This window comes from Candidatus Pelagibacter sp. HIMB1521 (assembly GCF_052047875.1).
Lineage (GTDB): Bacteria > Pseudomonadota > Alphaproteobacteria > Pelagibacterales > Pelagibacteraceae > Pelagibacter.
This window is the reverse complement of record NZ_JBNAIZ010000001.1, coordinates 129,896-151,189: the sequence shown is the minus strand read 5'-3', so window position 1 is coordinate 151,189 and position 21,294 is coordinate 129,896. Positions and strand designations below refer to the sequence as shown.

Sequence of the window (21,294 nt, the reverse complement as noted above, 5' to 3'; positions counted from 1 at the left end):
AGCTTAAGTTTAGTAAAGATTTCAAAGTTTCAATAAAGAATTTTTATGAGATAAATATAAAAATATTAAAATATGCTTATTTTAAAAAATAAAACAAAACTAATATTATTTTTATCAGGAGTTTTAATCTTTTTAATTCATCAGATTATTTTCCTATCCTATTTAGATTTTGAAAAACACCATTTTGATTTTCAATCTGCATTATCAAGGTTAATATTTGGTAAAATCTGGTTTTTTAAAAATGAATTGGATGTTCCTTGGTTTACTCCACATGTTTGTTGTGGATTGCCGTTGTATTCAAACCCAGAATCAGAATTTTATTCGCCAGTTCAATTTTTATTTTTGTTTTTAAAACCATTAACTACATTCAAAGTTATTTTCTTTTTATATTCATTAATTGGTTTTTGTGGTTTTTTCTTAGTTTTAAGAAATATTTTTAAACTATCTAATAATGCGTCTTTAATTGGTTCAACAATATTTTTGTTTAACCATTGTTTTGCTTTTCATTATTTGTCTGGTCATATTGCTTGGGGTTTATATTATGTAGTTCCATTTTTTTTCTTCTTATGCGCTATATCCTTAAATAATCGAAATAAAATATCTTCATTATTTTTAATCTCATGTGCTGGGTTAATCTTTGCAATCATCATGCACAGTGGTGGAACTAGAATTGTTATTGAAATCTTAATTTTTATTTTTTTTCTAACAATATTACACCTAATCAATTTCAAAAATTTTAAGATTATATTACATGTATCAGTGGCTGTTTTAATTGGTCTAATGATTTCATCTTCAAAAATTTATGCTGGATGGTCATTTGTTGGTGAATTAGAACGAGAAGTATCAGTTCTATACTTTAAGAGTATTCGACATTTTATTTCTGCATTTTTTGATTTCTTTTTCTTGTCACCTAGAGAGGCTATTGGAAATGATGTTGCTAAATTTGATGTTCTTTTATCAATTGAAGAATTGTCATTTAACTTATCAATTTTACCTTTAATAATTCTAGTTTTTTACTTAAGAAGTATTCCAGAAATTACAAAGGATAAATTTAAGTTATTATTTAGTTTTGTACTATTAATTGCAGTTTTTGTACTAATTTTATTAAATTTCTCTAATACATTTCTTGGTTCTTTAGTTGGAAAAATTCCTTTTATGACGACAGACTGGCTGTCACTTAGAAAGCTTACTCCATTTGTCCTGTTATTTTCAATCCTTGCAGCAATGATGTTTGATAAGATTTCTTTTAAAAAATACAATTTGATAACATTTTTATTTATATCAATTGTTATTATTCAAAATATTTCGTTTGATAGAAATAAATTAAATAAAGTTTTTAGATATTCAGAATTAGATATACTGCTTAATTATAATGTTACAAAAGATAACGTTGACGATTTTAAAATCGAAAAAGTTCTTTCAATTGTTAATGATGAAACTAATTATTCTCGTCCTTATGAGCATCATTATTTTTTAAATAATCAGTCTATTCAATACTGTTATTTTCCTATTTTGGGCTATGATTTAAAATTACTTAAACCTATAGTTTCAAAAATAAAATTTAATGAATACAAAATATATGATGGCTCTGACGAAAATGACACCAAGACATTAAATACTGAAAAAAAACTTAAGTTAAGATTTTATCAAGGCAACCCTTTACTTGCAGTAAATGAAAATTTAAATTTTATTAATCCCTCATGTTATTTAAATCCAGAAGGAAATAATTGTGAGAAAAACTTCTTATTTAAAATTGATCAAAAAGACGAACTAATAAAGTTTTTAAATTATGAACCTTTTGAATTTAAACATTTAAAACTTCAAATATTTTTTAATTATTTAAGTATATTTACGTTAATTTTTATTTTTACTATCTTCTTTTTTTGGACAATTTACAGAATAAAAAAAAACCCCTCTAATAAATATTAGAGGGGTTTTTTTAAATTTTAATTTTAACTTATTTAAGTTGAAATTCTTTAGCTTTATATTCTCCTTCACTTCCTGCTGCACCATCTGCAGTGTAATATTCCACGTAAAAATATCCTGAAGTTCCACCAGATGAGAATAATCCGCCTGCAGGAATTACCGCACCATTTATCGTATAATCTGCAGCTGTAAAATGAGCTATGTTAATCTGACCCTTTTTAACGTTAGCAGCAGCAGAATTGTAAACAATTTGATTTCCACCTGCAGCATCATATGGGTTTTTAAACGCATTACCATATCCATCAGTACCAAAGTAACAAGTTAGTCCCTTGATAAAGTCTCCTAGGTTATCACTGTAAACAGTGTATGCCTGAAGAGAAGAACAATCAGATCCAGCGCTTATTGCTCCAGAAACCGTTTGGATATTGTTGTTAAGCAGAGTTAGCTCTGTTTCAACAAATCTTTTTACTGAGTTAAAGTTAGCTACCGCAACTCTACTTTTTGCAGAGTCAGTGTAACTTTGATAACCCACAATTCCAACACCTGCTAAAACTCCAATAATTGCAACAACAACTAGAAGCTCTACAAGTGAGAAACCTTTTTGTAGTGTTTTTTTCATAATTATGTTTTTCCTATATTCTAGAATTATATATATATATGAAGCTCTTCTACCAATATTCTTTACTATGTAAACTATAAAAAATACCTTAATTAAATAGCTATTTAAATTTTTTATGCACCCATTTTGGGGGTATTATACATGGAATATTAAGAAAAAACTTAGTGGCAGATTCACAAATTGATAAATTAATAATTAAATTTATTGCAGTTTAAATTATTTAAAACTCAATTATTAAGAAAAATATGAAGCTAACAAACTCACAAAATAAGATATTTGAGTATTGCATTTATCTAATTGCATTTAGTCTTTTTTTATTTTTTTTTAAACACACACTAGATTATGGAAGAACCTACGATGATGATGCTTTACTAGATCAATTCACAAGATCCCCTGGAGATGCAAAACTTATCTCTAGTTTTTTATATGCAAAATTTCATTTTTATCCTGTGTATTTTTTAACACATGAATTGGATAATTTTTTAACCTTTTTATTTAACTTTAGTGGGATTGAAATATTAAATACAAAAATAGCTAAATTCACAAATATTTTTTTGCACGTAACAAATAGTTTTTTAGTTTATTTATTCATAAAGAAAATTTTAAGAATTGAGAATAATTTAAGAGATAATATTTTAATTTTTCTAAGTTCTTTAATATTTTTATTTCACCCTATTACTTCACAAATTATTTTTAATATAACGACTCGTAATGAAAGTTTAGCATTATTCTTTGGACTTTTAACTTTTATTTATTGTCTAAACAATGCCTACGATAAAAAATTAATTAATTATTTATTTATAGCATTATTATTTTTTCTATCATTATGTTCAAAACTAATGACCATCTATTTAGCTGGTTTAATTCCACTAACAATCTTTTTACTCAATTTTCATCAAATAAATTTAAAAGAAAATTTTAAAAAAAATTTTGATGTTTTTATTCTACTATGTGTAACATTTTTTGTTTACTATTATTTAAGAAGCGTTTTCACTGAGAAAAATGATATTTTTTTCTACGACAGTTTTAATGATTTATTATTTTATTTTTTTACTTCATCAAAATTTTATTTAATTGGATTATTTTATCCTTTTGAACATATTTATGTTTATGCAACAAACTATGACTTAAATTTAGCCATTATTTTATTTACTCTCTTCATAATTTATTCAATCTTTGCGACATATTTATTTTTTAATAAGAAAGATCCAATTCTATTAATTAGTGTTTTTTGGATCATTGCAAGTTTAACATTGCCTGTTATTTTTGGAATGGTTGATAAAGGTTTTCCACTAATTTCAAATTTAGCTGAGAGATATCAATATTCATCAGTTGTTGCAATTTCAATAATATTTTTTTGGATTTTAAAAAATTTATCTAATCATCTTTACAAAAAAACATTAGCTCTGAGTTTTTATTGTTTAATACTATTTTCTTGCATTTTTATTTTGTATGACAGAAGCAAAGTTTATATTGATAACTATACTTTTATGACTGAAACAGATGAGAAAAGTCCTAAAAATGTTCATAGATATTCATTTTCGGTTCCAATGAGAAATGCTGTAAAAAATAATGACTGGACGGCTTATAAGTTTAATCTTTATCAATTTTATCAATTAAACACTAAATTTGACGAAGTTATATTGGAATTTTTAAGATATTTCATTCACGAAGAAAACGAGGTGGGCATTAAATTTTTTGAAGACGAATTTGAAAAACAATTTAAAGATAAACCTTATGGAATTTTTAAATTAGCAAGATTTTATGTTTTTAATGAAGAATATCAAAAAGCTGAAAATGAAATAAAAAAAATTTTTAAACAATATGATAAAATTAAGAAGCAATTAGAAGCTTCAGGGAAAAAAGTTACATTTTTAGATCCACCAATTGATGACTTATATTTTGAACTTGGAAAAATTAATTTTTATCAAAAAAACTATGACAAAGCCTTAGAAAATTTTAAAACAGCAAATGTAATTAACCCCCTGCACGCAACAGCACTTTACAATGCAGCTATAACGCTTAAAAAACTTGGACTAAATAAAGAGGCTACACAATTATATAAGGATGCTATTGAAATAAATCCTTTTTTAAGAGAAACAGCTAATAATTTAATTGCTAATACAAATGAGTAATGAATTAAGCATAATTTCTCCTGCACTCAATGAAGAAAAAAATATTGAACCTTTAACTTTAAAAATCATTGAGCATACAAAAAAAACTAAATTTGAAATTATTTTCGTTGATGATAATTCAACTGATCAAAGTAAAAAAATACTCTTAAATTTATCTAAAAAATACAAATTTTTTAATCCAATCTTAAGAAAGAAAAAGAGAGATCTTACCCAATCTTGTTTTGATGGGATTAACAAATCTAAATATAAAAATATTCTTATTTTAGACGCCGATATGCAACATGATCCGAAATATATTCCTCAGATGCTTAAGGAATTTAACAAAGGACAGGATATTGTTATAGGAGCTCGAAAACTAACATCGAGAAAAAATAAAGGTTTATCTGAGACAAGAAGATTTGCTTCAATATTTTTAATATTTTTTTTTAAAATTTTTAATATTCAAACAAAAGATCCAATGAGTGGTTTTTTTCTATTTAAAAAGGATATTTATCTAAAAAACAAGAAAAGATTTTTTGGTAAGGGATTTAAAATCCTAGCTGATATATTAATTAACTCAAAAACAAAATTGAAAGCTAAAGATGTTCCAATAAATTTTAACAGACGTTATAAGAGTGAAAGTAAAATGAATACTAAAATTTTGCTGATATTAATTAATTTTTATATAATTAGTTTGATAAAAAAATTTCTAACCTATTAATTTTTTTGCAATTTCATCAATCATAAACTCATTATGTTTTATCCATTCTCTTGATTTTTTTGAAATTGAATTTTTAACATATTTTTTTGCATCAACTAAATTTGAAAATTTTTTAATTGGTTTTTTAAATTCTTTGTTTAAATCTGTAGAACCAATTTTATCTAAAATACTTTTTATTTCATACTCAGATAGTTGTTCTTTTAACAAGTTGAATTGTTTATCCATTTCTTTTTGAATTTTTGGGAAAAATTCTTTTTTTATTTCTTCTGAAATTAATTCTGGATTAAAAGATTTTTGCTCTGGCACTGTAGTTTTGGCTTCCATATTTTTTTGCAGTATAGAGTGGCTATGTTGCAGCTCAGATGAGTGATACATCTGCAACATTCTCATATTTTGCATATCCATAATTTTTGACATTTGATCAAATTTATCTTGAAGTTTTTCAGACTCGCTTTTGTTTTTTTGTTTTTCTTCAATTTTGTTAAACAACTCCGGCTCTATATTTTGAACTTTTTGATTTAACTCTTCAATTTTTTGACTGGCTTCGTTTCTATAAGTTGAGATGTTGTCTAAAGTTTCATCAATTTTATTATTTAGACTATTTAATGAATTTTCGATTTTTAAATTGTAATCTTTTAAATCATTTATTTTATCTTCAAATCGTTTTTCTAAATTTACATTTTCATTTAATTTTTGAGGATCATTCAATTGTCTAATGCTATCATCTATTTTAGTTGAAATAGAATTGATATTATTTTGGATATCATCAAACTGATTATTTAAATTACCGATTTGATCCTCTAAATTTGCAAAATTTTTGTTTGCTTCGTCTTCATATTTTTCAAACTCTTGGTGGTAACTTTCGTTAATGTTATTAAGTTTATTTTCAATGCTTTCTTCTGATCTGGTAAGTGCCTCAGTTAGTTTTGTATCAAGTTCATCATTAAATTTTTCAGAGAATAGGTTTTTCTGATTTAATAACTCATCTAATTTTTCTGTAAGTTCAGAACTACTTAGATCTAAATCGTTTATTTTTGCATTTAACATCTCCAACTGTTCGTTAGAGAATATTTGAGAACTTTTTACTTCTTCTTTAATTACCTCACCATTTGCAGATTTTTCATAATCAGCTTCTTGAGCATTGACAACAGTTTCTGCAACTTCATCAGTTAGATTAATGATATCATCTACTTCTTCAATTAAATCTATTATTTTTTGATTATTAATGTCAGCAACTTCATCTTTGAGTTCAATAATATTTTCATCAACATTTCCAAAATTAGACAAATCATTATTAGCTTCATCTACTTCGCTTAAATTTTGATCAACAATTTCATTATTAAGAAAAATAATTTTTTCACTATTATTACTTCTTGGAGTTGATTTTGGTTTTGCGGTTGTATCTTGAGACGATGAAACTACAACGGTTTTATCTGTTCCTGTTGATGACATCTTTGCTTCCATGCCATCCTTAAGATCAATTACTTGATCGTTGAAAATTTCCTTGAGTTTTTGCACATAAAGCTGTCTTGATAGTTTAAGTTTTTTATCTTTTAGTAACTCAAGCCTAATTTCATCAAGAGTTTTTTTGATGTAAATTGGAGTTTTTTTCATATAATAAATTTATACGTACGAATCATTTACAGTTTATCAAATCTATAAATGATAGTAAAAATTTATAATGTTTGGATTAGGAAAAAATAAATCAAAAACAGTCGAAGACGAATCTATTAAAGATAAATCAAAATTTGTTGTCGTAGGTTTTACCGTAATGATTTTTGCTTTTTTGGCATTTTTGATAGGTGAAATTTACACTTCACTTCAACTTTCTAAGCAAAGCAAACTTTTAGCTAATACAGGGAGTATCCAAGAAGAGTCTGACAAAATCATTATTGAAATGGCTAAAGTTGGTAAAGATGTGAATAAAAGTGAATATGAATACATTAAAGAAATAATGATGTTTATGTCTCCAACTGAATTTCAAAATTTCAAAAATTCTATTTCAGGAATTGCAAGTGAATTTAATGTGCAAATTAATAGCTTAAATGAAAGTCAAGCCGATCCATTAGGTGAGAAATATTCAATTAATTACATTGAGTATCAGTTCTTAAGTACTTTTCAAAACTTAACTTATTTAAAAAACAAAATTGCAGAAAGTGAATTTAAAATAAATATTATCGAGGAAAAAATTTCTAGAGAGAATGCTAACTCTGATAAAGTACTAGCTAGTGGAAAAATCGGAGTTTATGTTTTTCCTGGTAAAGAAAAATTATTAAAAGATAAGTCAAAAATAATTGAAATATTTAAGGCTGAAGAAGAAAAATTAGCTGAAAAGGAAAAGCAAGAAACTGAAAATTAAAGTATCTACCTAACTTAGTCCTAAAGGTCCTTTAATATAATCATACATAGGTATTAAAAACTCTAGATAACTTTCCATAATTGGAAATGCCATTCCTACCTGATCTCTAAATGGAACAATTAAAACAGAAAAAACTATCAATAACAATAAAAGTAGATAAGTGAGCAATCTTGCTCTTCTTCCTTTATTTAACTGTTGCTCAGATTGTTCTTGTAGTTGCTGCTCTTTTTCTAAAGATTTTTTTGCCTCTTTAATTCTATCTTTTTTAAATAATTTTTGAAAAAAATTTAGATTTTTATCTCTATCAACTTTGTATTCATCTAAATTTTTATCCATTTCTTCTTTTGATGGAAGATCATTTTGATCTTCATCTGTAAATATTTTAAAGTTTGAAATGCTCTCTGGGTTTTCTTTTTTTATTTCATCAAGGTTTTCATTTCCAACTTCCTCCTCAGACAATTTATCTTCAGGAGTGGACAATAAATCTTCTGGGTCTTCTAAACTAGATGTTTGATTTACATTTTCAGTTTCTTGTACTTCAGATTGAGTTGTTGCAGCTAAATCATCAATTTCTTTATTTTCTCCAATATCATTCTCATTTTCTATTAATGAATTTTGCTCTTCATTAACATTATCATCTTGATTGATTGGATTGTTTCCTTGATCTGGATGATAAAACCATACCTCAGAACATGAGCCACATCTAACTTTTGAGCCCTGTTGTGGCATAACTCCGTCAGCTAACTTAAATTTTTTTTTTCCGCAAATACAGTCGATAATCATATGTTGTAATTTAAAACTAATAATATAAAAAAATACATATGTCTATCGAACAAAAAATTAATGGAAATGTAGGAAAATTGTTTGTTACTGGTGAAGTTGATTTAGATAGTTCACCCGAATTAAGAGATAATATAAAAGATTTAATTGATAATGTTAAGACAATTGAAGTTCAGCTGTCAAAGGTGAACTACATAGACTCTTCAGGTATAGCTGCATTAGTTGAAGGTATGCAACTTTCAAAAAGTAAATCAAAAGAATTTTTTCTAACTGATGTGAGCAATGAGGTCATGAAAGTAATTAAATTAGCTCACTTAGATAAAATTTTTAAAATTAAAAATGTAACTGGTACAAATGCAGCTGAAGTAAGTTCAGAGCCAGAAACAATTCAAGAACCTGAGCCTCAAGCAAGTGAGAACGTGGATCTTGCTCCAAACGAAGAACCTCAACAACAATCTGAGAATGCAGAAACAGAAAACAAAGAAACTGAGGAAACAAACCCTAGCATCAAAAGAGATGATGACGATGGAGATAAAATAAAATTTAAAAGGTAAGTGCTTACCCTTTCTCTGTTTATTATTGGATCAATCTTTGGTAGTTTTTATAATGTCTGTATATATAGACTTCCTAATGATTTAGATGTTGTCGCAAAACGATCATTTTGCACAACTTGTAAATATAAAATACCTTTTTATCTCAACGTTCCAATCATCTCATACATAGCTAATCTTGGTGAATGTAAAAATTGCAAAAGTAAAATAAGTGTAAGTTATCTTATAGTAGAGATTTTAACGGCATGCTTATTTGTCTACGCTTATAGTTTACACGGAATTAGTTTTAAAACTTTAGCTTATATTATTTTTTATTCAGGTTTATTAATAATTTTTTTTACTGATTTTAAATATTATTTAATTTTAGATAAAATCACAATTCCACTTTCTGTTCTCGGGTTAGTTTTTACCTTTTTCAAGTTTAATCCTTTTGATGTGAGTATATTAAGCTCTATCATTGGCGGGATAGTTGGCTATTTAATTATTTATATTATTAGATTTTTATTCTTTAAAATTAGAAAAGTTGAAGGTATGGGGTTAGGAGATGCAAAATTATTTTTAATGGTTGGTATTTGGCTTGGAATAAAATCAATTTATTTAATTTTAGCAAGCTCAGCAATTACTGGGGCTATTGTTGGTCTAATGATTATTTATATTTACAAAAAAGATAAAGATTTTCAAATTCCATACGGGTGTTTTATTGTCATAGCTTCAGCACTATATCCATATCTAGGATCAGTCTTTTATAATTGGATTTAAAGATATATTGTTAGATAACTGATTCGTTTAAAAATGAATAAATCTCTTGTTGCTCAAAACATAAAAAAAAATTACCAATTACTAGATAATAGACAATATGGTCTTGCTGAACAGAATGCATGTAATTTATTAAAACATGATCCTAACAATCATGAAATTTATAATTTAATAGGAGATATTCATTATAAACAAAACAATTTTGATAAATCTATTTGGTATTATCTTTCTTCACTAGATAGAAACTTTGATCGTAAAGCTCTTAATAGATTAGGTACAAATATTTTTTTATTAAATAATAACTCTGCTGCCGAGAAAGTTTTAACAAACCTTTTAGCTCACGACCCTACTTATGTTGATGGTTACTTAAGTTTAGGTCTAGTATATGAACAAAGTAAAAACTTAGAAAAAGCGGTAGAATGTTATAAGGCTGTAATTAAAATAGATCCTAAAGAAATAAAGGCTTACTTAAGTCTTGCAACTTTATACAAACAAGATCAAAAATATGAAGAAGCGATAAAAGTTTATCAACAAGGCCTTATAAATAATCCAAGTAATCATTTCATTTTAAGTAACCTTGGGAACTTATTCTATCTTCAGCATAAATACGAAGATGCAATAATCTGTCATCAAAGAGCGATTAAGGCTAAACCAGACTCTCATGTAGTACATTTCAATTTTGCAAATACTTTACTAAACGCTGGAAAATATTCTGAGGCAATTGAAATGTATAGAAAAACAATTGAACTTAATCCTAACTTTAATAAATCAAAAATTAATTTAGGAACTACTCTTTTATCAATGTCAAATTTTGAAGAAGGTTTTAAAGAATATCATCATAGAATATATGAAGATAAAAATTTTAAATCAGTACTTCATAAAAAAAATTTAATTTGGAATGGTCAAAATATTGAGAATAAAAAAATTCTTATTATCGCAGAAAATGGATTAGGTAATACTTTACAATTTTCGAGATATCTTGAAACATTAAGCCAACTAAATTGTAAAATTATATTCCAGTGCCAAGAAGAACTGCATCATTTTTTTGAGGATATGGTTTTTATAGAAGAAATTATTTCTAATGAAAGTGAATATGATGATTATGATTATTGGATACCCTTACAAAATTTAATCTATTTACTTACACCAGATCTTAATAGCAATTGTCCTTTTCCATCACCTCTAAAAATAAATGATAATAAACTTCTGGAATGGGAAACTCTTATCGAAGTAAATGATAATGTGAAAATTGGTTTAAATTGGCAAGGTAGCAGTTTAAATCCTAGAGTTGCTAATAACTCAGTTTCTTTAAATAGTTTTAAGAGCATTGTTAAGAATCCATTAGCTACATTCATAAATTTGCAAAAAGGCAACGCTGTTTCCGAAATTGAAAAATTTCAGTTGGAAGAACACATTGTAAATTATGATTTACTAATGGATACAGGATCAAAAAAATTTGTAGATACAGCTGCAATTATAAAATATTTAGATCTAGTTATTACAACTGACACCTCAATTGCTCACTTGGCTGGAACACTTGGTACTCAAACTTGGTTATTACTTCCAAAAGTTTCTGATTGGCGATGGTTAAATTCTAAAGATGAAACTATTTGGTATGACAATTTTAGAATTTATCGCCAAAAAATACAGGGAGACTGGTCGGATGTATTTTCAAGGGTGGAAAAAGATTGCCAAGAGCTAATTAAAAATATCAGTGATTTAAGAAAATCTTAATTTAATTTTTTCCAAAAACTTTTATCTATTTCTTTAGAAATTCCTTTAAGCCTTGAAATCATTAGTTTTGATTTCTTTAATAATATTTCATCCTTAGCAATGGCTTTTTTAAATTCTTTATGTTGAGCTACCATAAAAGCAAATAATTCTGCTTTATCTTCTGCAGAATTATTTCTAGCATAACCTGAAATAAAACCTTCAACAGATGTATCTATTCCAATACCCCCTGTTATTAAATCATTAGAATAATCCACTTTGTTTATTTTTTCCCAAGCTTCATCTAATTGCATTAAAGACAATTTAGAATCGATTATGTGATAAAATTCGTGATGGAACAAAATTCTAATATAATCTTTTTTTGCTTTTGAATTTTTAATTTTATTAACCGCTGACAAGTTCAAATAAAAAACTCCAGGTGATTGATCAACATGTCCTGGTGCCAATCCACCTGGCTCAAACCCTAATGATTTGTCAGTAATTTTTTCACAAATCATGACATATTTTAGTCCTGAATTTTGTAAGAAAGATACTGGATAGACATTTATTTCTTTTACAAGATTATTAATAACATCTTTATAATTCGACTTTGTTTGACCACAAAAAAAATCATTTTTGTTTTTAAAGTTTTCAGTACTAATTAAGATATCTATCCCCTTTGAAGAAAATTTTTTTTTTGATCTAATATGTTCACCCAAAACTTTTAAACTTGATTTTGAATTAATATATTTTGCATATCTATTATATTTAAGATTTTTCTTAAGTGTTCTAAATCGCACAAGACATTCAATTTCACCATCACTTTTACAATTTTTTAAAGCTTTTTGATCCAACTCATATTGAGATAATGTCCCCCAGCTGGTGTATAATCTCCCAGAAACAGCTTCAACTATACTTCCCTTAAATTTTTTATTTTTTTTTCTATTCTCTTTTATCGTGGATATATATTTTTTTACAAATTCAGTTCTTTCCTTGTAAGCTTGTCTTACCTCAGGAGTAATATTACCAGCGTATAATTGATTATGAATAAAGACACTTAGTATGAGAATAACAAAAATTCTCATTAAACATTTTTGAAAAATTTAATACTAAAACTAGATGATATATCTCTAAATTGTTCATCATAACAAGAAGCAAAGATTTCAATACTATTTTTTTGAGGAGCATCAGTTAATACGAAATTTAAAGAATTATCTTTAGGTTCCTTTTCGATTAAATCATAACTATTAAAATAATCTTTCCATAGAGAAATTTTCTCTTTGCAATTATTTAAGTCACCTTGTCTTTTATTATTAAATGCAATTATTGAATAAACTTGATTTTGAGAATTTGTGTAAAAGTAATAATTGTTAAAATGATTTGATAATTTATTTGGCTCTACTTTAAAACATTTTCCCTCTGCGAGATTGTTTTCGCATTCAACAATTATATTTAATTGATCCCTATTAAGTTCAGCTAAAAAAAACTGATTGAATATTTTCTCTAGCCTATTTTTAGGAAGTACAACTTCTGTATTTTTTGGTTTCAATAATTCAGTAATATTTGAAACATCCAAACCCTCTTTTTCAATGGGTTTTTCATCAAACATTTCTTCTGGCTTTTTTTGTTCTTCTCCAGGTAAATCTCCAGGCTCGCCAGAATACAACAAAGAAGATGAAAAAAATAAAATTAAAATTGTTTGAATTATTAGTTTCATTTAAATAAAAACATCTTAAATTAATTTTTAACTATAATTCAATAGAAATCAATGAGTGAAGATCTCGAAAAAAACCTGAATGAAATAAAAAGATTACCTGGACTAAAAAAAGTAAAGGAAGAAGTTGAAAACTTATTGGCTTTTCTTCAAAATTCTAAGGATAGAAAAGAACAAGGTTTAGGTGATGCAATGCCACTTACTTACCATTTAATTTTTTCTGGTAATCCAGGAACAGGAAAAACTACAGTGGCTAGAATTTTGGCAAATATTTATAGAGATTTAGGCATTATTGCTGGAGGGAAACTGATAGAAGTAACCAGAAGTGATTTAGTTGTAGCAGAGAAAGGTAAAACAGCAGAAAGAGCAGCAGAAAAGTTTAATCAAGCAATAGACAATGTATTATTTATTGATGAAGCATATACTTTATCAAATAAGAAAGATCCAAATGACAACGGTCAAGAAGCAATTGACGAATTACTGAAGTTTATGGAGGATTACAGGGATAGATTGATAGTTATTGTGGCAGGTTATGAAACTAATATGAAAGAATTTATTTCTTCAAATGCTGGTCTAGCTTCTAGGTTTAAAAGAAATATAATTTTCGAAAATTATAATGACCTAGAATTATACCAGATCTTCTTCAAACTTTGTCGAGACAACAAATATATGATTGCAAATGATGCAAGTGCTTCAATTAAAAATTCATGCAATAAAATTATAGAAATAACTGGTGACCGTTATTCTAATGCAAGAGATTTAAGAAGATTTTTTGAAAATTGTATTCAAATTCAATCAGTAAGATTGAATAAGAAAGAAAATAAAACAAAATTAGATCTAATGATGATTAAAAAAGAAGATATTGAAAATACTATCAATAATTTTTCTTAACTTATAATTCTCGATTTATATCGATAAGTAATAAATCTTCTAATAATTTCATAAAATAGAATGATTAATGCTATGAAAGTTACTATTGGAATGTAACTTAAAATTTTAAGATATCTTGAATATAAAATCTCAATAGCAGATCTTTCGTCCATTTGAATATCATGTAACCTATTTGCGATTAAATGTATTTTTGGATCTTTTAACTGAGAACATTTATCCAATATTTGGTATAATTGTAATTTATCATAATAATTAATTAATCTTGTTAGATTTTTTTCTACCGCATAACAATTTGCAAACAAATTATTATAAACATCATCTAAAGTTAGATCTCTTTTAGATGAATTTTTCATTTCATTGTTTAAACTGATATAAATTTCCTCAACTTCCTCTTTTGTTGGATTTTCTTTTAAAACTATTTCAATTTTTTTCTCAAAATTTTTAATTTTTTCTTTAACGTCTTTTTTAATATCATTGTTTAAATTTTGATCTGGAAAAGTTGCTATGATAGTTTCATCCTTTCCTATTTCATTATCGCTAGATATAACTTCATTACTCTGTTCTAAATCTTTATCAGATTTTATAGGAGGATCTTTCTTTAAAACTACTTTAGTTTGTTCCTCATTATCATTTTTATCCTGATCAGATTTTACTGGGATATCTTTTTTTGCAATCACGCTTGGTATTCTACCTTTTGCAAATTCACCAAAGAATTTTCTAAATGTAATTGAAAAAATATTAGAGCTGATGTCTTCTTTTGTATTTTCTAACAAAAATGCATTAGCCATTAGGCTTGTGTTATTCTCTTTATTAAGAAAATTATACCCTACCCCTAAAGAGTAGTAGTCTTCTTTGTCTCTTGGTAAATCGTGGTTAAAAGTAGAGCCAGATGCAAATCTTGCTTTATTTTCTGTTCCTTCAATAAAATAATCTTTAGATACAAAAGCTGCTAATTCCAACTGACTTAATTTATTATCTTTTTCAGAAAAGTTTTTTGATACTGAAATTCCAACCTCAGGTTTGACGATAAAAAGATCTTCATTATCAACTGTTAATGCTAAATCACCACCTGTTTCTTTTGTATCTCCCTTGAAAATATAGCTATAATTTATTTTAGCAGATGGAGATATTTTATAACCATTAAAATCATATTTCGCTATATGCTGAGCCTCTAAATTAAAACCAACATCATAAAAATCAGATTTATACTTATCATCTACTGAAGTTCCAAATACAGATACATTTCTATTGCTGTTAGTCTTAGATACAAAAGCGCTACCTAACAAATTAAATGCATAATCTTCATCATCTATTTGCTTAAACATTGATGCATGCATTGAATAAATTTCAGCATCTCCATAACTATCATTATAGGTTGTATCAGTTTTTGAAATTCCAATTGAATAACCATCAAAATTTATATCGTCTTTTTTAAATTGTTCTCCAAATAATATTCCTGTCGTATCAGAATTATATCCCGTGTAGCCTTCACCAATATTATCTCTTTTAGTATTTGTTCCAAAAGTTCTCAAAAATGAAGCACTATCATCTGACTCGAATCTTTCAAAAAATGATTTATTTTTATTATTTTTTATAAAACCTAAAACAGATACATCACTATAATCATAGTATTCACTGTATCTTTTTTTATCTCCATATAAACCTTGGTCTTGTAATGATGCTAAAGTAAGCTCATTAGCTGTAGAAGTAAAATTTGTTACAAAGGTTGTATTTGAAAGAGACGTAGTATTAGCAACAGCTCTATTAAAATAATTATGATTAGTATTTGATTGAATAGATGATGTTGCAATAACAGTACCTTTTAATTTATCTAATTCTGTATTTACTGAAGAAACTGTTGCGCTATCCAAAACATCTTTCACGTCTTTTAATGTTCCGCTAGTTGCATTGTCAAAAACTTTTGCAATGTCTTTTGATGATGAAACTGTTGTCGTGCAATTTATGTTACATGTACTAGCTGCTTCAGCAATTTGTAAAGAAACAGTTTTTGCCGAAGTATCATAAACAATATCCCAAGTAGCATCATTAAGATTACTCTCATTATTCATTGTCTCTGTTGAAAAAGTTCCATTAAATGTTCCACCTCCAGAAGCATCTACAATTGTATGTGTTACGTCTGAGTAAGTGGTATCTTCAGGATATAAGGAAATAGTTCCTGCAAGTACTGTATTTCCATTAATTACTATCTTGTCTGCTGTTGTTGAATTAAATTCTATGTTTGTAGTATCGTCTGCAGATAGCGTTAAGTTACCAGTTATAGTAAGAGTGCCTATGCTATTTCCAGGTGCTAAAGTACCTGCGGTAGATGAAAATGTAACATTACGCCCTATAACACCACCTCCACTTAATGTACCTCCCTCTACACTAATATCTCTTGGAATAATGGTATTTGATCCATCGCTTGCTGTTCCTACATATAGAGTGCCTGCAGTTAATGTTGTATCTCCGGTGAAAGTATTTGTTCCTGTTAAAGTTAAATCACCTGAACCAGATTTATTTAAATCTCCTGAACCAGATAATGTTCCGGATAAAGTTTGATTATTTGAAGAACTAAAAGTTAGTGTACCAGAATTTGATATATTACCAGCGTACGATCCACTGTTTAATTGTCCGCTTATATCAATTGTACCCGCTGAAATAGTTGTATTTCCTGAATAAGTATTTGTTCCACTTAAAGTAAGAGTTCCAGAACCAGCTTTTGTTAATCCACCAGATCCTGATATTACACCAGAAACAGTTTTATTGTTTGTGTCACCAGCAGTTAGAACTTGTGAACTTGCTATTTCAATATTTCCAGCTCCTTCTATTGAAGCAACCGTATCACTTGCATCTACGTCATATACTGCACCAGAAGCAACACTTACCGAAGTGCTATCAGATAAAGTACCTGAAACAATTAAAGTTCCTGAATTAATATTTGTGTTACCTGTATAAGTATTTGTTCCGCTTAAAGTATAAGTACTAGAGCCAGCTTTAGTTAATCCACCAGATCCCGAAATTACTCCAGATAAAGTTTTATCATTACTATCCCCAGCTGTAAGAATTTGACTACTTGCTATTTCAATATTTCCTGCTCCACTTACGGATGCGATGGTATCACTTGCATCAACATCATAAGTGGCACCTGATGCAACTGTTACTGCTGTACTATCTGATAAAGTTCCTGAAACAGTCAATGTTCCTGCATCAATAGTTGTTAAACCTGAAAATGTGTTGTTACCACTTAGAGTTTGAGTTCCAGAGCCAGCTTTAGTTAATCCACCAGAGCCTGATATTACACCAGATAAAGTTTTATTATTTCCATCACCAAAAGTTAAAGTTTGTGAGCCAGCAATTTCAATATTTCCGGCTCCACCAATTGAAGCAACTGTATCACTTGCATCCACATCATAAATTGCACCAGAGGCAATTGTTACTCCAGTACTGTCAGACAATGACCCAGTTACAGATAAGGTTCCTGCATTAATAGTCGTAGCTCCAGAGTAGGTATTTGCACCACTTAAAGTTTGAGTTCCTGATCCCGCTTTAGTTAAACCTCCAGAACCTGATATTACACCTGACAAAGTTTTATCATTACTATCTCCAGCAGTTAATGTTTGAGAACTTGCTATTTCGATATTTCCAGCACCACTCACAGATGCAATGGTATCACTTGAATCAACATCATAAATTGCACCACTTGAAACTGCTACTGCTGTGTTGTTATCAAGAGTTCCTGTTACAGTTAAAGTTCCAGCACTGATGGTAGTAGTACCGTCGTAACCATTTGATCCAGTTAAAGTTAAAGTTCCACTTCCAGATTTAATTAAATTATAAGTGTTAGATCCATCATCAATTGCTGCCATTGATACAGCGCTATCAATACTGGCGGTAGTATTTCCAGTTAGAGTATTGGTTCCTGAAAAAGTAATTGTATTGCTATCTCCACTATTTCCTAAAGTTATTGAACCCTGTAAATTTAAATTCTCATCAATTGTAAAATCACTTGCATCTGATGTATAAAATTTACCTCCAGTCATTGTTATAGCGCCTGTACCAAAAGCATCATTATTTCCATACTGAATGGCACCAGCAGTCACTGTAGTACCTCCAGAATAAGTACTGCTGTTCTCTGCAAAAAATGTACCAGTCGCTGACATTGTCAAAGTTCCAGAATTCAACACTAAACCACCTGATGGTCTAATTGTTCCATCACCACCTGTAATAGTTAAATCATAATTGTTGTCTCCTGCTGTTAAACGACCACCAAATGTTAAATTTCCGTCATCAATATTTATTGTAGTATCAGAACCAAGAGTAGTGGCACTCCCTGATAATGTTATTGTTCCAGAAGTATTTGCAGCTTGTAAAGCACCACCATTACTTACACCATTTCCATTTAATGTTAAGCTCTCATTAGTAATCGTAATTGCATCAGTTATTTTTAAACTTGCACCATCTGCAACAACTGTTCCTCCACTTGATGACCCTAAAGAATACTGATCAGATATTTCTAGAATACCTGCATTTACTGTAATTGTTCCATCATTTTGATTAGCTCCACCCAAGACTAAAGTACCACTTCCAGATTTAGTTAAATTACCAGAATCTGTAATGATACCATCAAAGGTCATTGTATTGGATGATGTTACTTCAATTGTACCATTACCAGTTAACGTAATTCCTTTATTAGCACCTAAAGTAAAATCATTTGTAGCACTTAAAGTTCCACCATTAAAAATTATGTTATCTCCATCTGCGCTGCCAGGAGTTGCTCCTAAATTAGCTGAACTTGAAACACTAATAGTTCCATTTGTAATAGTTGTTGAACCAGAATAAGTATTTGTACCTGAAAGAGTTAAAGTTCCGCTACCTGATTTATTTAAAGCACCTGTTCCTGAAATCACACCTGCTAAAGTTTGGTTAGATGATGAGTTTATTGTAAAAGTTCCTGAATTTGCAATTGCACCATCATAATTTCCACTTTCTAACTGACCTTGAACGTATAATGTTCCAGCTGAAATTGTAATATCTCCAGTATTAGTATTTGTTGCACTTAAGGTTAAAGTTCCATCACCTGATTTAGTTAAAGCACCTGAGCCAGTGATAACACCTTGAATATTTGATGTTGTTGACGATGCTGTATTTATTGTTCCAGCACCTGTCATTGTAACCCCTCTATTAGAGTCAAATGTAACTCCTGAGGTTATTATTAAACCACCACCATTAAAAATTATATTATCGGTATCAGCAGAACTTGGTGCAGACCCAAGATTGTTATCTGCTGAAATACTTAAGTTTCCAGCATTAAGGGTAGTATTACCGCTGTAAGAGTTTGTTCCGCTTAAAGTTAATGTTCCTGTTCCTGACTTAACAATAGAACTTGTTCCTGTGCTATCTGTAATTACCCCGGCATAAGTAGTATTGGTATCTTGGTCTATTGTTAGAGTTGTATTTTGTAGATCTATTGAACCTGTAGAAGTACCTGTAAGTGAAGCTATAGTGTCACTTGAACCCATATTTAGAGTTCCCTGAACATCTAAATTTACTGTGTCTGCAAAACCTCCTTCTCCACTAGTAAAATCTGCTGTTGTATATCTGTCAATATCTAAAGTTCCAGTTCCTGTAACTAGATCTAAAAACTGATATTCTCTTGTGTTAGTTCCTTCAGCAAGCAATGTGAAGGTGTTGCTACCTAAATTAATTGCAGTAGTAGCAGAACCATTTGAATTACCAAATATAAACTTATTACTCGCATCTGAATTTAAATTAGGTTTATGCAATACATTCGAGTCTGCAGTTAAAGTTACTGTTCCAGTTAAAGTAGTATTTCTATCCTGGCTAGATGTTAACGTTGCTGCTGTACCACTGTTAAAATTATTATTCCCAGAACCTGCTAAACTTATGTCCATGCTATAGGTTCTTCCAGAACCTGTCCCTGGATAAAAATTTAAAGAACCTCCACTTTGAACAGTAATTGAATTTCCTGAAGCAAAAGTATCATGATTTACAGACGCATTAGCTCCATTTGCAACTATAACATCAAAGGAATATGCATCTGAAGTTCCACTGACAAACCTCATTTGACCAGCACTTACTGTTACATCTCCTGATAAATCATGAGTATTAGCAGCACCTAAAGCTAAAATACCTGAACCAGTTTTTGTTAAATTATAATTACCCGTTATATCACCATAATAATTTACCCTAGCACCTGAATTTGTTACTTCAATCGTTGCATTATTATTTGCTAAAGTAATACCTCTATTAGCATGTAGAGTAATTGTACCTGTGTTAGAAAATTTTAAAGTTGCATCAACAATTCTAATATTATCAGAAACTAAACTACCAGGTTCACTTCCTAAACCTCTATCAGTTGCAACCTCTAATATTCCTCCATTTAAAACTGTTTGGGATTGAGTGTTTGTTCCAGTTAACTTTAAAGTACCACTTCCAGATTTAACTACATTACCATTACTAACTACTCCAGATATAGTTGAAGTAACTCCACTTGAAGTATCAAATGTTATATTCTGACCTCCAAGATTTACAGCTCCAGTTAAAGTATTATTACTATTTGATGTAACAGTATGTTTGCCTCCAGAAATTGAAACATCGCCATCCAAAGTTAAGGCACCATTATTTGTTGTGTCACCAATTGTTGTTGATGTTATTATATCAATATCATTATTAATCGAAAAAGATGATGTATTTGATGATGATATTCCTCCACCCTCTATACTTATGTTTACAGTTCCAAATGAGCCATCGTCTCCAATACCAATCAAACCACCTTCTATATTAAAGGTTCCATTGACAAAATTTGAATTATTTGCGTTTAAAATTAAAGTTCCGTTTCCTTGTTTAGTTAATTCATAGCCGTTACTAATTATTTCTCCATTAAGAGTATAAACAGCGTTATTTGTAATATTATAAGTAGTATTTGCTTTTATACTGTCGTTTAAATCAAGATTATTATTTTCTATAGTGTCAGTATTTGCAGGTATAGTGTTGGCTAAACTCTCACCAACTAATGAAAACACAAATAAATAAAATAAAACTACACCGCCAACCTTTTTTAAATTTAGAAAAGTTTTTTTAAATTTAGGTAACATTAAAAGTTTAAATTAATATTAGTCCAATAAAGTTATTT

At 28.4% G+C, this 21,294-nt stretch carries 14 protein-coding genes; 8 read left to right on the top strand and 6 right to left on the bottom strand.

The window, feature by feature from the left end; translation table 11 throughout:
- The first annotated feature begins 72 nt into the window (after nt 1-72).
- Entirely contained in the window at nt 73-1,929 is a 1,857-nt protein-coding gene (locus ACTTA5_RS00730) for a hypothetical protein (RefSeq protein WP_440647123.1), read from the top strand.
- 28 nt (nt 1,930-1,957) lie between these two features.
- Here the strand turns inward: ACTTA5_RS00730 and ACTTA5_RS00725 are convergent, their stop codons facing one another.
- Nucleotides 1,958-2,545, bottom strand: coding sequence for a pilin (locus ACTTA5_RS00725; protein WP_440647121.1), 588 nt, complete (start codon nt 2,543-2,545; stop codon nt 1,958-1,960).
- Nucleotides 2,546-2,790: 245 nt separating this feature from the next.
- Between ACTTA5_RS00725 and ACTTA5_RS00720 the strand changes: the two genes are divergently transcribed.
- Both ACTTA5_RS00720 and ACTTA5_RS00715 read left to right on the top strand, forming a co-directional pair.
- Nucleotides 2,791-4,680 (top strand): tetratricopeptide repeat protein, encoded by a 1,890-nt coding sequence (locus ACTTA5_RS00720; RefSeq protein WP_440647119.1) that lies wholly within the window; start codon nt 2,791-2,793, stop codon nt 4,678-4,680.
- Nucleotides 4,673-5,380 carry a glycosyltransferase gene (locus tag ACTTA5_RS00715; RefSeq protein ID WP_440647117.1) on the top strand — a complete coding sequence of 236 codons (708 nt, stop codon included), beginning with the start codon at nt 4,673-4,675 and terminating at the stop codon, nt 5,378-5,380. The genes ACTTA5_RS00720 and ACTTA5_RS00715 overlap by 8 nt, the downstream gene beginning before the upstream one ends.
- Here ACTTA5_RS00715 and ACTTA5_RS00710 read toward each other — a convergent pair.
- Complete coding sequence (locus ACTTA5_RS00710; protein ID WP_440647115.1) at nt 5,369-6,994, bottom strand: hypothetical protein; 1,626 nt, start codon at nt 6,992-6,994, stop codon at nt 5,369-5,371. The genes ACTTA5_RS00715 and ACTTA5_RS00710 overlap by 12 nt on opposite strands.
- Nucleotides 6,995-7,061: 67 nt before the next feature.
- On the opposite strand from ACTTA5_RS00710, the gene ACTTA5_RS00705 reads away from it, so the two are divergent.
- Nucleotides 7,062-7,739 carry a hypothetical protein gene (locus ACTTA5_RS00705; protein WP_075506340.1) on the top strand — a complete coding sequence of 226 codons (678 nt, stop codon included), beginning with the start codon at nt 7,062-7,064 and terminating at the stop codon, nt 7,737-7,739.
- Between the two features lie 9 nt (nt 7,740-7,748).
- On the opposite strand, the gene ACTTA5_RS00700 is transcribed toward ACTTA5_RS00705, so the two are convergent.
- Nucleotides 7,749-8,522 (bottom strand): hypothetical protein, encoded by a 774-nt coding sequence (locus ACTTA5_RS00700; protein ID WP_440647113.1) that lies wholly within the window; start codon nt 8,520-8,522, stop codon nt 7,749-7,751.
- A gap of 38 nt (nt 8,523-8,560) precedes the next feature.
- Between ACTTA5_RS00700 and ACTTA5_RS00695 the strand changes: the two genes are divergently transcribed.
- The 3 genes from ACTTA5_RS00695 to ACTTA5_RS00685 are packed head-to-tail and all read left to right on the top strand — an operon-like array spanning nt 8,561 to nt 11,560.
- Nucleotides 8,561-9,073: an STAS domain-containing protein gene (locus ACTTA5_RS00695; RefSeq protein WP_440647111.1), complete on the top strand. Its 513-nt coding sequence runs from the start codon at nt 8,561-8,563 to the stop codon at nt 9,071-9,073.
- On the top strand, nt 9,074-9,829 hold the full coding sequence (locus tag ACTTA5_RS00690) for a prepilin peptidase (RefSeq protein ID WP_440647109.1): 756 nt from the start codon (nt 9,074-9,076) through the stop codon (nt 9,827-9,829).
- 33 nt (nt 9,830-9,862) lie between these two features.
- Complete coding sequence (locus ACTTA5_RS00685) at nt 9,863-11,560, top strand: tetratricopeptide repeat protein (protein WP_440647107.1); 1,698 nt, start codon at nt 9,863-9,865, stop codon at nt 11,558-11,560.
- Here ACTTA5_RS00685 and ACTTA5_RS00680 read toward each other — a convergent pair.
- Nucleotides 11,557-12,621, bottom strand: a complete 1,065-nt coding sequence (locus tag ACTTA5_RS00680) for a putative zinc-binding metallopeptidase (protein WP_440647105.1) — start codon at nt 12,619-12,621, stop codon at nt 11,557-11,559. The two genes, ACTTA5_RS00685 and ACTTA5_RS00680, sit on opposite strands and share 4 nt — an antisense overlap.
- Entirely contained in the window at nt 12,621-13,253 is a 633-nt protein-coding gene (locus tag ACTTA5_RS00675; RefSeq protein ID WP_440647103.1) for a hypothetical protein, read from the bottom strand. The genes ACTTA5_RS00680 and ACTTA5_RS00675 overlap by 1 nt, the downstream gene beginning before the upstream one ends.
- A gap of 51 nt (nt 13,254-13,304) precedes the next feature.
- Between ACTTA5_RS00675 and ACTTA5_RS00670 the strand changes: the two genes are divergently transcribed.
- Nucleotides 13,305-14,141: an AAA family ATPase gene (locus ACTTA5_RS00670; RefSeq protein WP_440618874.1), complete on the top strand. Its 837-nt coding sequence runs from the start codon at nt 13,305-13,307 to the stop codon at nt 14,139-14,141.
- Here the strand turns inward: ACTTA5_RS00670 and ACTTA5_RS00665 are convergent.
- A complete protein-coding gene (locus tag ACTTA5_RS00665) occupies nt 14,138-21,256 on the bottom strand; it encodes an autotransporter-associated beta strand repeat-containing protein (protein ID WP_440647101.1) in 7,119 nt (2,372 codons plus the stop codon). The two genes, ACTTA5_RS00670 and ACTTA5_RS00665, sit on opposite strands and share 4 nt — an antisense overlap.
- Nucleotides 21,257-21,294: the final 38 nt, after the last annotated feature.